Source organism: Croceitalea rosinachiae (assembly GCF_031846445.1).
GTDB classification, from domain to species: domain Bacteria; phylum Bacteroidota; class Bacteroidia; order Flavobacteriales; family Flavobacteriaceae; genus Croceitalea; species Croceitalea rosinachiae.
In genome coordinates, this window is sequence record NZ_JAVRHR010000001.1 from 544,343 (window position 1) to 557,984 (window position 13,642).

The 13,642-nt window shown below is 37.5% G+C and carries 14 protein-coding genes; 10 read left to right on the forward strand and 4 right to left on the reverse strand.

Going from position 1 to position 13,642, the window contains the following annotated elements; translation table 11 throughout:
* Positions 1-27 precede the first annotated feature (27 nt).
* From RM706_RS02450 to RM706_RS02470, 5 genes are all read left to right on the forward strand, one after another.
* Positions 28-468 (forward strand): TM2 domain-containing protein, encoded by a 441-nt coding sequence (locus tag RM706_RS02450; protein WP_311349434.1) that lies wholly within the window; start codon positions 28-30, stop codon positions 466-468.
* 79 nt (positions 469-547) lie between these two features.
* A complete protein-coding gene (locus RM706_RS02455) occupies positions 548-871 on the forward strand; it encodes an ArsR/SmtB family transcription factor (protein ID WP_311349435.1) in 324 nt (107 codons plus the stop codon).
* Between the two features lie 11 nt (positions 872-882).
* A complete protein-coding gene (locus RM706_RS02460) occupies positions 883-1,371 on the forward strand; it encodes a DUF6428 family protein (RefSeq protein ID WP_311349436.1) in 489 nt (162 codons plus the stop codon).
* Positions 1,372-1,379: 8 nt separating this feature from the next.
* Positions 1,380-1,871 (forward strand): GNAT family N-acetyltransferase, encoded by a 492-nt coding sequence (locus tag RM706_RS02465; protein ID WP_311349437.1) that lies wholly within the window; start codon positions 1,380-1,382, stop codon positions 1,869-1,871.
* 24 nt (positions 1,872-1,895) lie between these two features.
* Positions 1,896-2,513 (forward strand): arsenate reductase/protein-tyrosine-phosphatase family protein, encoded by a 618-nt coding sequence (locus tag RM706_RS02470; protein ID WP_432264959.1) that lies wholly within the window; start codon positions 1,896-1,898, stop codon positions 2,511-2,513.
* Here RM706_RS02470 and RM706_RS02475 read toward each other — a convergent pair.
* The 3 genes from RM706_RS02475 to RM706_RS02485 form a co-directional block, all read right to left on the reverse strand.
* Positions 2,510-4,321, reverse strand: coding sequence for a GNAT family N-acyltransferase (locus RM706_RS02475; protein WP_311349438.1), 1,812 nt, complete (start codon positions 4,319-4,321; stop codon positions 2,510-2,512). The genes RM706_RS02470 and RM706_RS02475 overlap by 4 nt on opposite strands.
* A 63-nt stretch (positions 4,322-4,384) precedes the next feature.
* On the reverse strand, positions 4,385-5,635 hold the full coding sequence (locus tag RM706_RS02480) for an aspartate kinase (RefSeq protein WP_311349439.1): 1,251 nt from the start codon (positions 5,633-5,635) through the stop codon (positions 4,385-4,387).
* Positions 5,632-6,111 (reverse strand): GNAT family N-acetyltransferase, encoded by a 480-nt coding sequence (locus RM706_RS02485; protein ID WP_311349440.1) that lies wholly within the window; start codon positions 6,109-6,111, stop codon positions 5,632-5,634. The genes RM706_RS02480 and RM706_RS02485 overlap by 4 nt, the downstream gene beginning before the upstream one ends.
* 247 nt (positions 6,112-6,358) lie before the next feature.
* Between RM706_RS02485 and fbp the strand changes: the two genes are divergently transcribed.
* On the forward strand, positions 6,359-7,366 hold the full coding sequence (gene fbp / locus RM706_RS02490) for a class 1 fructose-bisphosphatase (protein WP_311349441.1): 1,008 nt from the start codon (positions 6,359-6,361) through the stop codon (positions 7,364-7,366).
* 1 nt (position 7,367) lies between these two features.
* On the opposite strand, the gene RM706_RS02495 is transcribed toward fbp, so the two are convergent.
* Positions 7,368-7,790 carry a TerB family tellurite resistance protein gene (locus RM706_RS02495; protein ID WP_311349442.1) on the reverse strand — a complete coding sequence of 141 codons (423 nt, stop codon included), beginning with the start codon at positions 7,788-7,790 and terminating at the stop codon, positions 7,368-7,370.
* Positions 7,791-7,877: 87 nt separating this feature from the next.
* Between RM706_RS02495 and RM706_RS02500 the strand changes: the two genes are divergently transcribed.
* Genes RM706_RS02500 through pdeM form a run of 4 tightly spaced genes read left to right on the forward strand, consistent with a single transcriptional unit; the run spans position 7,878 to position 13,639 of the window.
* Positions 7,878-8,906 carry a ligase-associated DNA damage response exonuclease gene (locus tag RM706_RS02500; RefSeq protein ID WP_311349443.1) on the forward strand — a complete coding sequence of 343 codons (1,029 nt, stop codon included), beginning with the start codon at positions 7,878-7,880 and terminating at the stop codon, positions 8,904-8,906.
* The gene (locus tag RM706_RS02505; protein WP_311349444.1) at positions 8,903-10,546 is read left to right on the forward strand and encodes an ATP-dependent DNA ligase; all 1,644 of its coding nucleotides are present in this window, start codon (positions 8,903-8,905) and stop codon (positions 10,544-10,546) included. Before RM706_RS02500 ends, RM706_RS02505 begins: the two co-directional genes overlap by 4 nt.
* A gap of 1 nt (position 10,547) precedes the next feature.
* Positions 10,548-13,010 carry a ligase-associated DNA damage response DEXH box helicase gene (locus tag RM706_RS02510; RefSeq protein WP_311349445.1) on the forward strand — a complete coding sequence of 821 codons (2,463 nt, stop codon included), beginning with the start codon at positions 10,548-10,550 and terminating at the stop codon, positions 13,008-13,010.
* The gene (pdeM, locus tag RM706_RS02515; RefSeq protein ID WP_311349446.1) at positions 13,007-13,639 is read left to right on the forward strand and encodes a ligase-associated DNA damage response endonuclease PdeM; all 633 of its coding nucleotides are present in this window, start codon (positions 13,007-13,009) and stop codon (positions 13,637-13,639) included. Before RM706_RS02510 ends, pdeM begins: the two co-directional genes overlap by 4 nt.
* Positions 13,640-13,642: the final 3 nt, after the last annotated feature.

Here is a 13,642-nt window from a genome sequence, read left to right on the forward strand (position 1 = left end):
TTCATTTAACCAATCAAAGTAAATATCATGTCAGAAGAAAACAAAGATTTAGGCGATAAAGCTGAAGAAGCATTTGACAAGGCAAAAGATGCTGCAAAAGAAGCAGCGGGCGATGCGAAAGAAGCAGCAAGTGATTTTGCTGATGAAGCCAAGAAAACTGCAAATGAATTTAGTGATGGCTTAAATAAAGCAGTAGGTGGAACGGACAACAAGAAAATTCTTGCAGGTATTCTAGCCATTATACTCGGGTCATTGGGCGTACATAAATTTATATTGGGCTACCAAAAAGAAGGGTTTATTTTGTTAGGCGTGACTATAGCGGCTTATGTACTTTCTTGTGTTGGAGTTGGACTACTATTTGTTTGGATTCCAGGACTAGTTGGTTTAATAGAAGGAATCATTTATTTAACTAAGTCTGACGAAGAATTTTATAACACCTACCAAGTAGGCAAAAAACCTTGGTTCTAAAAACATTAAGGTCAGAAAAATTGCTCTGGCCTTTTTTATTTCAATTTATCATCGTAATATTGCAATATATAAATATGTTATGGGTATCACTAAAACACAGATATTCAATGTAGATCAAAACCAAATGGCCACTATTTTTAAAGTTCTCGCCAATCCCGCCCGTATTGCAATTTTAGAATACATCAGCAAGCAAGATGCATGTATTTGTAATGATATTGTTGATGAAATTGGTTTGGCACAACCCACTATATCGCAACACTTAAAAGAATTGAAAAGCATTAATCTAATAAAAGGTGAAATCGATGGAAAAAAGGTATGCTACTGTATCAACTTGGATAAATGGACTGATATCCAAAGAATTTTAAACAACTTTTTTAATACGACAAAAAGCAATTGTTGCTAAAAACTATAAAAATGAAGACAAACGAATTTTTAGAATTATTAAACGATCATAAAAACAAAGAACTCCTTTTTGAATATACCAGCGGGCATTTTGTCGGTGCCAATTATCACATCACAGAAATTAAAAACATCACCGTTGACTCTGTTGATTGCGGGGCTGGTGTTGATTTCTGGAAGGAAACAGTTATACAGCTTTGGGAAAGCCCTACAGAAAAAGACAAAAAAGAATATATGACTGCGTACAAAGCGTTGGGTATTTTGAACAAAGTAGATTGCATTAAACCTATGGTCAAAGATGCTGAAGTGAAATTTGAATATAGCAACACCAGCTTTCATACAACACAACTATTTGTTAACGAAATTATTTGGAATGATAGTAGGCTAGTTGTTCAACTTGCAGTTGAAAAAACAGACTGTAAAGCAAAAGAAACTTGTGGTGTACCTGTTGAAACTGAAGTATCTGCTCAGTCTAATTGTGCCCCTGGAAGTGGCTGTTGTTAAAAGTAAGTATGGTACTAAGGCAAATGATTTCGGACGATTGGCCTTTGGTCTCTAAAATTTACGCCGAAGGCATCGCAACAGGTTATGCGACTTTCGAAAGTACAGTTCCTGATTTTAAAAGTTGGGATTTGGCACATGTTAATGCATGTAGAATTATTGCAGAAAGTAATGGAACTATTTTGGGTTGGGCAGCATTATCACCAGTCTCAAGTAGGTGTGTTTATGGTGGTGTAGCAGAAGTAAGTGTTTACATAGCAAACATATCGAGAGGAAAAGGTGTTGGCAAGGCACTGATGCTTCGACTTATTGAAGAAAGTGAAGCTGCCGGATATTGGACATTACAATCAGGTATTTTTCCAGAGAATGAAGCAAGTATTAAGTTACATAAAAAGGTTGGTTTTCGATATTTAGGTAAAAGAGAACGTGTTGGAAAGACCCAAAATGGTATTTGGAAAGACAATCTATTATTTGAAAAAAGAAGTGAAAAAGTTGGCCTATAATCTTAAAGTAGAAACAAAAGACAAATGATTTATCCTAAAATAGAACAGACTGTTCAGTCTTTGAATATTGACAGTATTTCAGTAGAGCGTAAAGAAGTATTACTGGGTTTAGTTGACTATTTAAAAACTAAAATTCGCAATAACGAAGCAATCAACCTCAATTTCATTTGTACACACAATTCTCGTAGAAGCCATTTATCTCAAATATGGGCACAGGTAATCGCGAACTATTTGGGCATCAACAATATTTCTTGCTATTCTGGTGGAACTGAAGCAACAGCGATGTTTCCAAAGGTTGGAGAAACGCTAAGCAATCAAGGTTTTAAAATTCTTAAGCTCTCAGACGCACAAAACCCGGTTTATGCCATCAAATTTTCAGAGAAAGAACATCCGGTCATTTGTTTTTCAAAAACTTATGATGATACTTTTAATCCAACATCAGGTTTTGGCGCTATCATGACCTGTGATTCTGCTAACGAAGCATGTCCCATGGTAATGGGAGCCGAAAATCGTTTTCCAATAACCTATGAAGACCCGAAAAAATTTGATGATACCCCGCAGCAGACTGAGAAGTATTTAGAACGAAGTATACAGATAGCTACTGAACTTTATTTTGTGTTTCTAGAAGCGATTAAAGCCTAATCAACTGAACTCGATTCCGAAAGCTTGCGTTCCAGTTCCGCCTGAAACTCTTCCATTACAGGTTTAACGGTACTTTCGGGCAAATCGGCAATTTTAATGTACATTAATCCGTCGACAGAATTATTAAATAAAGGGTCGACATTAAAAGCGACCATTCTAGCATTCTGCTTGATATATTTTTTAATTAACACAGGTAAGCGAAGGCTTCCTGGTTCTACCTCATCAATCAACTTGTCAAACTTATTTAAATCAGCTTGTGTTTCATCAAAAATAAATTCTTTATCAGCATCCTTTAATTTCACTTTGAATTCTTTTTTTGGATGGACATACTGGGCAACATAAGGATCCCAATAATTTGATTTCATGAACTCAATCATGAGAGACTTTGAAAAGTTTGAAAACTGATTACTGATACTCACTCCACCAATCAAGTATTTATGTTCAGGAAAGCGCAAAGTGGTATGCACTATGCCCTTCCATAACAAAAATAAAGGCATTGGTTTTTGTTGATACTCTGCCGTAATATAAGCCCGACCCATTTCAATGGATTTTGACATCATTCCATATAACTCTGGTTCAAAACGAAATAGGTCTTGCAAATAAAATCCATCAATGCCTAAATCTTTAAATATTTCGGCACCTAAACCCATGCGATAAGCTCCTACTACTTTTTTGTCCTTATCATCCCAAAGAAAAAGATGATGGTAATATGAATCAAATTCATCTAAATCAATTGCATTATTGGTGCCCTCACCTATCGCTCTAAACGTAACTTCGCGTTGCCTCCCAATTTCTTTTAATATAAACGGCATGTCTTTCTCTTGAGCCAAGAAAACTTCATAATTCTTGCTTTGCAATAGGCGACAATCTTTTTCTCTTAGCTTTTCTATCTCGCCCTCAATGACTTCTGTGCGAACGGCGTTTACTATTTTCTTAGGTGGTTTGGGAATCTTTAAAGTTGTCGGCACCTTATCAATCAAGCGTTCTTTTTCGAAGGCATTGGCTAATAGGTAGGTTTTTCGCCTTAAAAGTGCTCCAAAGCTTTCCAATGTTTCTTCTTCTTTCTGTGATGCAACGCTAATGGGTTGACCTATTCTAACTTTTATGGGCCTCCGTCTTTGAGTGGCAACTTCTGATGGTAATTTAGCTGTTCTGAAAACATCATTAATCTTAGCCAATCGATAAAACAAACGGCTATTTTTTGCATGAAAATAAATAGGCACCACTGGCACCTCAGCTTTACGGATTAATTTTAAAGCGGCCTCTTCCCAGGGTTTGTCAACAATCAAAATCCCCTCTTTATGGGTAGAAACTTCTCCTGCTGGAAAAACGCTCAAGGGATGACCCTCTGTCAAATGCGCTAAGGTCTTTTTAAATGCAGCTATACTACTTCTTACGTTTTTATGACTTTCAAAAGGATTGACCGGTAAAATATAAGGTTCAATTGGAACCATTCGCTGTAAGAGAAAGTTTGCCATAATCTTAAAATCAGGGCGATTTTCCAACATTAGTTTAATCAAGATAACACCGTCAATAGCACCAAGAGGGTGGTTACTGATAGTAACATAGGCCCCTGTTTTGGGTAATCGTTTTAAGTCTTCATCAGAAATTTCAAAATCTATAGCATAGTGTTCTAAAATTGCATTTGTGTATTCTAAGGGAGGGAGATGTGCAATTGAATCATAAAAAGAGTTGACACTAGAAATACGTGTAATCTTAAGGAGCATCCATCCAAGAAAAGTACCAAGAAAACCATACCTCTCCACTTTTAGGACCTTTGCAACCTCTTTCGCCGATACCAACCCCATAATTACAACATTAGGTAAGGGTAAATATAGAAAAATAAGAGGATTCTTATATTCCTAACAAAGTCATTTTACAACCAATTGTACAGTTTCTTTACCTCTTTGCTCAACAAGAACTGAATACCCGTTCAAAATTTTCTCAACGGAAGTTTCATCAAAATGACGTATGGTATACAATGCTACATCTTCATGGTAGGTAACCTTGAACTTTTGTTCCAATGTTTTCAGCAAGTCATTAAGGCCCCCAAACTTATTGTCTAAGCAGACTGAAAAACTAATAGCAGAGTTCTGTAATAAATCAACTTTTAACCTATGGTCATGAAACAGCTTAAATAGTTCACTCATATTTTCTTCTACAATAAAAGAAAAATCCAATGACGATAGTTTTAATAGTACTTGATTTTTCTTTACTATAAAACATGGGGTTTCAGGAGATATTTTCACACCCTTACCAACAGTGGTTCCTTTTTCTTTTGGATTGAGAAAAGATTTCACATGAAGTGGAATCTCCTTGCCCTGTAATGGCTGCAATGTCTTTGGGTGAATAACAGATGCTCCATAAAAAGCGAGTTCAATCGCTTCGCGATACGAAATCTGATGCAACAATTGCGTCTCCTCAAAATGACGTGGGTCGGCATTTAATACTCCAGGGACATCTTTCCAAATAGTTAATGAATCTGCATTTAAGCAGTAGGCTAAAATAGCACCTGTATAATCTGAACCTTCACGACCCAATGTTGTTGTGAAATTGTTCTCATCACTTCCTAAAAACCCTTGGGTAATATTCAAAGCGTTAGTGTCAACATTTTTTGTGATTTCTAGTTCGGTACGGACCCAATCAACTTGTGCATCACGATAACTGTTATCCGTCTTTATAAGTTCCCTAACATCCAACCACTTATTCTTTAATCCAACTTCATTCAAATAAGCACTCACAATAGTAGTTGACAATAACTCACCATAACCTACAACTTGGTCGTATACAAAAGCATATTTTGGGGATTTATTCCACATTAAAAAGCCTCGAAATTCTTCAATAAGCACATTAACCCTATTGTGAATTGTATGATTTCTTGCTTCAAATAAATCGTTGACAATAGCTTTATGGTTATCAACAACCAATTGTATGGCCTCTTCTAAACTATTCTTATCATTAAAGTAGGCATCAACAATATTCTCCATGGCATTTGTGGTCTTGCCCATTGCTGAGATAACTACTAAGGTATCTCTATGCCCTACCTCATTTAGAACCTTCACTACATTTTTTACTCCTTCGGCATCTTTGACAGATGCACCACCAAATTTGAATATCCTCATGTGCTTTCTAAAAATCGGTTCATTCCTTCTTCGTCTAATTGTACTACGTCCCAATCGCGCATTACATTGGCCCCTTTGCTTTCATAAAATTTTATAGCAGGCTCATTCCAGTCTAAAACCTCCCATCCTATTCTTTTTACCCCTTGTTCTTTTCCATACTGCACAACCCTTTTCAGAAGAGCAGAACCTAAACCAGTACCTCGCATATCTTGGGTCACTATCAGATCCTCCAAATGGATTACAGGTCCCCGCCAAGTCGAATATCTAGGATATACCAAGGCCATTCCTTCTACTTTGCCATCAACTTCGGCCACAAAACAATGGTATAATGGTTTTTCTCCATATCCAGCTTCAATCAACTCTTCTAATGTGACCTCAACAGAATTTGGCTCTTTTTCAAAAGAGGCAAGTTCTTGAATCAATTCAAGTACTCTTGACATATCTGTTTTAACGGCATCTCTTATAATGTATTTCATAACTGTTACAAATAAAACAATTAGTTATATAACTCTAATGTTCTTTTTATTATTTCAACGAAAACTTACAAATTTGTGGCTAAATAAACAGAATTAACTTGATTCCCGAAATAATCATAAGTCAAAAAAACAGCGTTTAATTTTATCGTATTCATAATCTTACCATATTTGGCAACAATACAGAAACGAAAACGTTGTAGTGCTTTTAGAAATACCGATATTTATACCGAATAAACAAACAACCACAATGACCAGAAAAAATCAGACACTTGGAGAATTTATTATTGAAAATCAATCTTCATTTCAATACTCTTCTGGCGAGCTCTCTAAACTCATAAATGCCATTCGTTTAGCTGCTAAAGTAGTTAACCATGAAGTAAATAAGGCTGGTTTGGTAGATGTAATTGGAGCGGCAGGCGACACCAATATTCAGGGTGAAGACCAACAAAAATTAGATGTTTTTGCCAATGAAAAGTTTATTCAAACCTTGACCAATAGAGAAATTGTTTGTGGTATTGCTTCTGAGGAAGAAGATAGTTTTATAAGCATTAACAGTAGTGATGAAAAGCATCAAAACAAATATGTAGTACTTATAGACCCTTTGGATGGATCCTCAAATATTGATGTGAATGTTTCTGTTGGAACCATTTTTTCTATTTACAGAAGGGTAACCCCAGTGGGCACACCCGTTCAACTTGAAGATTTTCTTCAACCTGGCAATCAACAAGTGGCAGCTGGTTATGTCGTTTATGGCACCTCTACTATGCTGGTTTACACTACTGGAGATGGTGTAAACGGTTTTACCTTGAATCCTGCCTTGGGCACATTTTATTTATCGCACCCTAATATGCAGTTTCCAGAAGATGGAAAAATATACTCTGTCAATGAGGGAAATTACATTCATTTTTTACAAGGAGTAAAAGATTATATAAAATACTGCCAAGAAGAAGAAGGCGATAGGCCTTACACTTCAAGATACATTGGTTCGTTAGTATCTGATTTTCACCGAAACATGATCAAGGGTGGTATTTATATGTACCCGAAAAGTAGCGTGGCACAAAGCGGAAAATTGCGATTGCTCTATGAATGCAACCCCATTGCATTTATAGCCGAACAGGCAAATGGATTGGCCATTGGAGGCAAAAATCGAATCATGGATATTATGCCTACAGAATTACACCAGCGTGTGCCTTTCTTTTGTGGGAGCCGAAATATGGTTGAAAAACTGCAAGAATTTTTGAATAAGTACCATTAGGCTACTTATCCATCAAATATTGATAATCTTCAAAAGCGATTTTACCGCAGAATATATCAAAAGACTTTTGAATGATTTCTTCGGCTTTATCCGGAGAAAACCCTAACCCAATAGCATAGCGTTCTATCATTCTCTTTTGACCCTCATCAATAGACCGATCAGCAAATGCCATTTGAAAGAATTCAAAAATTCGCTTCAATCTTTTTTCACCACTGTGCGGTGTCTGGATAGGATATTTATTATCCTTTTTCATAACCTCTTTATACTCTTCCGCAGTAATATTCAGTTTAAAAGCAAACTTATCTAGGACTGCTTTTTCTTCCGGATTCACTTCTCCATCAACCGCCGCCAAACTTGCCAAAGTCGCAAAATGTGCTAGATTGTGTCGTTGTTCACTGTGCTCGTATAAATCAATAATAGGCATATGATAATTTTTGTTGCGCAAATATAATTTTTAAGTCGAAAACAATTGGTATTTATCGCCAAAAGAAATTTGTAAATTGACTTCGCTATGAAAATCCCGCTTTTACAGTTTACGACTAAAGGAATTTATTGCCAGAAAGCAGGTGTCTATATAGACCCCTGGAAACCTGTAGATAAGGCTATTATTTCTCACGGTCATGCCGACCATAGCCGTTGGGGGCACAAAAGCTATATTAGCCATAATCGCAATGTGCCCATTGTAAAACATCGGTTGGGCGATATTAATATCTCAGGCAAGGAATGGGGAGAATCTTTTCATATCAACAATGTAAAATTCACTTTATATCCAGCAGGCCATATTATTGGTTCATCGCAAATACGGGTTGAGCATAAGGGCGAAGTTTGGGTATTTACAGGAGATTATAAACTAGAAGATGATGGGGTTGCAACGCCTTATGAAAATATCAAGTGCCACACCTTTATAACGGAATGTACCTTTGGGCTTCCTGCCTTTTTATGGGCCCCACAACAAGAAGTATTTAAAGATATTAACCAGTGGTGGGCCGAAAATAAAGCAAACAGACAAACTTCTATCCTTTTTGGTTATTCTTTGGGCAAGGCACAACGTCTGCTAAAAAATTTAGACCCTTCCATAGGTAAAATTTATACCCACGGAGCTGTAGAAAATATGACTCAAGTGTTAAGGCAATTGGTGGATTTTCCTAAAACAGAATTGATTACAAGAGATACCAAAAAAGAAGATATTAAGGGGAACATTGTCATTGCTCCACCCTCTGCACATGGCAGTACTTGGATCCGTAAAATGACTCCTTTTGTAACTGCTTCAGCAAGCGGTTGGATGACTTTTAGAGGGGCTCGAAGAAGGCGTGCCATTGATAAGGGTTTTGTGTTAAGTGACCATTGTGATTGGCCAGATTTGCTAACTGCAATCAAAAATACAGGAGCTGAAAAAGTAATTTGCACCCATGGTTATACAGATATATTTTCAAAATATTTGAGAGAATTAGGGTATGATGCTCGTACAGAAGAAACGCAATATGAAGGCGAGCTTGCGGAAATAAATACTTCTGAAACTTCAAAAGCTGAAGCTGAATGAAAGACTTTGCCAAGCTTATAAAAACACTTGATAGTACGAACAAAACCAATGTGAAGGTTACGGCATTATCAGCGTATTTTCTAAAAGCCAATGATTCTGATAAAGTGTGGACCATTGCTATTCTATCACATCGCAGACCATCAAGACCTATCAATACAACTATGCTTAGAGTGTGGGCCGCAGAACTGGCAAATATTCCTCTTTGGCTTTTTGAAGAAAGTTATCATATTGTAGGCGATTTGGCAGAAACAATTGCTTTGGTGGTTCCTACCAAAAGTGAATCTACCCCCAAGAGTTTGTCTGATTTTCTAAAGGAAATGATTGCGCTAAAACCAAAAACTGAGGAAGAAAAAAAAGCCTATCTTTTTGAAAACTGGAGTCAACTAGATTATTATGAACGTTTTGTGTTCACTAAATTAATTACAGGCGGATTCCGAATTGGGGTGAGTCAAAAACTCATGACCAGAGCGCTGGCAAAAGCAACAAAATTAGATGAAGATGTGTTGGCGTACAAACTTATGGGAAACTGGAATCCTGATAAAATAAGCTTTCAAGATTTAGTGTTGAACGAAAAAGAAAGTGATTATTTATCCAAACCCTATCCTTTTTATTTAGCTTACGCCGTAGAAGGAGATCCTGCAGACTTAGGAAATGTCAAAGATTGGTCATTTGAACACAAATGGGATGGTATTCGTTGCCAGGTCATCATTAGAAATGACGAACTTTTTGTTTGGAGCCGAGGCGAAGAATTAGTGACCGACAAGTACCCTGAGTTCCAAAAATTTGTTGGATTCATTCCTAATGGAACGGTACTAGATGGGGAACTACTCCCATATCCTAATGGTCAAATCGGAACGTTTAACGACCTTCAAACCCGAATTGGTCGAAAAACCGTTTCCAAAAACCTACTGGCTAAAACTCCCGTAATACTGAAAGCTTATGATGTTTTGGAATGGGAGGGCAAAGACATTCGCGCAAAAACGTTCTTTGAACGCAGAGAAATACTAGAAAAACTTTTAAATGAAATAATAGTCCCTTCTAGCGAAGTTGAGAGAGTTCACTCCAAAAGTATACCCCTATTATTATCAGAACGCATGCAATTTAATTCTTGGAAGGAAGTCGCAAAAGAACGTTCAAAATCGCGCGAAATGCAAAGCGAAGGTCTTATGTTAAAGCGTAAAGATTCACCATATCAAGTTGGACGAAAAAAAGGCAATTGGTGGAAATGGAAAGTCGACCCTTTGACTATTGACGCGGTATTGACCTATGCCATGAGGGGCCACGGTAGGAGAAGCAACCTGTTTACAGATTATACCTTCGCCCTATGGAAAGAAAATGACGAAGGCAAAAAGGAATTGGTAACATTCGCAAAAGCTTATTCCGGACTTACCGACGAAGAATTTAAAGAAGTAGACGCTTGGATAAAGAAAAATACATTAGAGCGTTTTGGACCGGTACGCAGCGTCACTCCCCATCACGTTTTTGAAATTGCTTTTGAGGGCATTGCCCTTTCAAAACGTCATAAAAGCGGAGTAGCCACCCGTTTTCCAAGAATTCTGAGGTGGCGAAAAGATAAAAATACTGAAGAGGCCAATTCATTAGAAGATTTGAAAGCACTAATTCCAAGCGGAGCCAGGTGATATGAACAGACAAGAGCTTTTCCATATTGCCCAAAACTGGTTCCAACAACAAAATTGGAAGCCCTTTGCCTTTCAAAAAGAAAGCTGGACCGCTTTTTTACAAGGAAAACATGGTTTGTTGAATGCGCCAACAGGAAGTGGCAAAACATACGCGCTATGGTTTCCTATCGTACTCAACTATATCAAAAACAATCCGAATTATAAAAGCAAACATAAAAAAGGACTAAAGGCTATTTGGATTACCCCCTTACGTGCATTATCCCAGGAAATCAAACAATCTGCAGAACGTATTACCCAAGATTTGGGAACACAAATGACCGTTGGTATTCGCACTGGTGACACCTCAACCAAAGAACGGGCAAAACAAAAAACTAAAATGCCCGATTTGCTCATAACAACACCTGAAAGTTTACAATTATTATTTTCTTCAAAAGGCTACGATAAGGTTTTTGCAGCTTGTTCTGCTATTGTGGTCGACGAGTGGCATGAACTTTTAGGCACCAAGCGCGGTGTTCAAATGGAATTGGGCTTATCCCGATTAAAAACAGTTTCGCCTGGCTTAAGAATTTGGGGAATTTCTGCCACCATTGGAAATTTGGAGCAAGCCAGACAAGTATTGTTAGGGCCGCAAACAGATGCCTATCGAAACTCGGTTTTGATTAAGGCCAAACTCAACAAAAAGATTTCCGTCAAAAGTATTATTCCTAAAGAGATGGAAACCTTTCCGTGGAGAGGGCATTTAGGTTTGCGACTTTTAGAAGATGTAGTTCCAATTATCAATAAAAGTAAAACCACCCTGTTGTTTACCAATACCCGAAGTCAATGCGAGATTTGGTTTCAAAAAATACTGGAAAAGCATCCAGAATATGCTGGAGAATTTGCGATGCACCATGGCAGTGTCAACAAAGAAACGCGACTTTGGGTAGAGCAAGCCATACGTAACGAAAGCTTGAAAGCAGTGGTTTGTACTTCAAGTCTCGATTTAGGGGTAGATTTTGCACCTGTAGAAACCGTGGTACAAATTGGTGGACCAAAAGGTGTCGCTCGATTTTTACAACGGGCCGGTCGTAGTGGACATCAACCTGGTAAAGAAAGTGTGATTCATTTTTTGCCCACACATGCTATGGAACTCATCGAAGCTTCCGCCATGCAAAAGGCGGTTCAAAATGCTGCCGTAGAAGATAGAATTCCTTACTTGAATAGTTTTGATGTCCTGCTGCAATATTTGACAACTTTGGCAGTCTCAGATGGGTTTTATCCAAGCGAGATTTATCCTGAAATCAAACGAACCTTTTGTTATCAAGGAATCACCGAACGCCAATGGCAATGGTTATTGAATTTTTTGGTCATGGGTAGCCAAAGCCTCAAAACTTATGATGAGTACCAAAAAGTAGAAGTTGAAGCTGATGGTAAGTTCAAAGTCAACAATCGTGGCATTGCAATGCGCCATCGATTTCAAATAGGCACCATAGTTGGGGATGCATCAATTTCGGTACGCTACCAAAAAGGAGGATATATAGGTTCAATTGAAGAGTATTTTATCTCAAAATTAGCCCCTGGCGATGTATTCACCTTTGCTGGAAGAAATCTGGAATTCATTCGAATTAAAGGCATGCAAGCCCATGTTCGTAATTCTAATAAACGCACCAGCAAAGTTCCCAGTTGGATGGGTGGCCGACTGAGTTTTTCTGCACAGATGTCAGAACTGTTAAGACAAGAATTGTATACAGCAGAATTAGATTTTAAAAAGCAATCTAAAGAGATTCAATCACTTGCACCCATGTTTAATAAACAACGTGAAGAAAGTATTGTTCCTAAACCCAATGAGTTCTTAATTGAAACTTTCAAAACCAGAGATGGCTATCACCACATTTTTTATCCGTTCGAAGGTCGTGGGGTTCACGAGGCAATGAGTAGTTTGCTCGCATATCGTATCAGTTTGTTAAACCCCATAACCTGTTCTTTGGCTTATAACGATTATGGTTTTGAGCTCTTGTCTGACAAACCTATCGACATTCAAGGAGTCTTGGATAACGACTTATGTACCACGGAATACATGCTTTCTGATTTGCAAAAAAGTTTGAACAGTAACGAAATGGCGCGGAGAAAGTTTAGGGATATTGCCGTAATCAGTGGCATGGTATTTACTGGCTACCCAGATAAGGGCATTAAAATGAAACATTTACAAAGTAGTTCGCAATTACTTTTTGATGTGTTTAAAGATTTTGAAGCAGATAACCTGCTCTATCAGCAAGCCTTTACCGAAACCTTTGAACATCAATTAGAAGAAGGTCGTTTGCGTATGGCATTAGAGCGAATTAACGAACAAAATATCGTTTGGAAAAAATGTAAAAACCCTACCCCCTTCTCTTTTCCGATAATTACGGATCGGCTACGCGAAAAGCTCTCTAATGAAAAATTGGCCGATAGAATCAAACGTATGACCAAAATATTGACCAAATGACGCACTCTATTCGCATCAAAAATCAAGAGTTCATCCTTCATCCTCATGGTGGGATGTTTTGGGCGGAAAAATCAATGCTTTTGATTAGCGATGTGCATTTGGGCAAAGTCGCACATTTTAGAAAATTTGGAGCTGCCGTACCGCAAAAAGCAATTCATAAGAATTTCATTTTACTCGATGAAATTGTCAATGATTTTCAACCTTTTCAAATCTGTTTTTTAGGAGATCTATTCCATTCTTCATTAAACAAAGAATGGCAATTATTTGAAAATTGGGTACAAAAAACTCCAGCCGAAATTCTATTGGTCGCTGGTAATCACGATATCATTGCCCCAGAAAAATTTGAAGCTTTAGCCATCCCAATTTTTCAAGAATTGATTATCGAAGATTTTTTATTGACCCATCATCCTGAGGAACGTAAAAACCTTTTTAATTTTTGCGGACACATACATCCTGCAATTCGACTACAAGGGTCTGGACGACAACGCTTAAAATTACCTTGTTTTTTCAAAAAACAGCACCAATTGATTTTACCTGCTTTTGGGGAATTTACCGGCACCTATACTTTAGAACCTACCAAAAAAGATGAAGTTTACGCCATCGTAGAAAATGAAGTGATTAAAATTTAAATC

What these genes read in the sequence shown, in the direction of transcription:
- RM706_RS02450 (WP_311349434.1), top strand. Translation starts at nt 28, where the DNA reads ATGTCAGAAGAAAACAAAGATTTAGGCGATAAAGCTGAAGAAGCATTT.
- RM706_RS02455 (WP_311349435.1), top strand. Translation starts at nt 548, where the DNA reads ATGGGTATCACTAAAACACAGATATTCAATGTAGATCAAAACCAAATG.
- RM706_RS02460 (WP_311349436.1), top strand. Translation starts at nt 883, where the DNA reads ATGAAGACAAACGAATTTTTAGAATTATTAAACGATCATAAAAACAAA.
- RM706_RS02465 (WP_311349437.1), top strand. Translation starts at nt 1,380, where the DNA reads ATGGTACTAAGGCAAATGATTTCGGACGATTGGCCTTTGGTCTCTAAA.
- RM706_RS02470 (WP_432264959.1), top strand. Translation starts at nt 1,896, where the DNA reads ATGATTTATCCTAAAATAGAACAGACTGTTCAGTCTTTGAATATTGAC.
- RM706_RS02475 (WP_311349438.1), bottom strand. Translation starts at nt 4,321, where the DNA reads ATGGGGTTGGTATCGGCGAAAGAGGTTGCAAAGGTCCTAAAAGTGGAG.
- RM706_RS02480 (WP_311349439.1), bottom strand. Translation starts at nt 5,635, where the DNA reads ATGAGGATATTCAAATTTGGTGGTGCATCTGTCAAAGATGCCGAAGGA.
- RM706_RS02485 (WP_311349440.1), bottom strand. Translation starts at nt 6,111, where the DNA reads ATGAAATACATTATAAGAGATGCCGTTAAAACAGATATGTCAAGAGTA.
- fbp (WP_311349441.1), top strand. Translation starts at nt 6,359, where the DNA reads ATGACCAGAAAAAATCAGACACTTGGAGAATTTATTATTGAAAATCAA.
- RM706_RS02495 (WP_311349442.1), bottom strand. Translation starts at nt 7,790, where the DNA reads ATGCCTATTATTGATTTATACGAGCACAGTGAACAACGACACAATCTA.
- RM706_RS02500 (WP_311349443.1), top strand. Translation starts at nt 7,878, where the DNA reads ATGAAAATCCCGCTTTTACAGTTTACGACTAAAGGAATTTATTGCCAG.
- RM706_RS02505 (WP_311349444.1), top strand. Translation starts at nt 8,903, where the DNA reads ATGAAAGACTTTGCCAAGCTTATAAAAACACTTGATAGTACGAACAAA.
- RM706_RS02510 (WP_311349445.1), top strand. Translation starts at nt 10,548, where the DNA reads ATGAACAGACAAGAGCTTTTCCATATTGCCCAAAACTGGTTCCAACAA.
- pdeM (WP_311349446.1), top strand. Translation starts at nt 13,007, where the DNA reads ATGACGCACTCTATTCGCATCAAAAATCAAGAGTTCATCCTTCATCCT.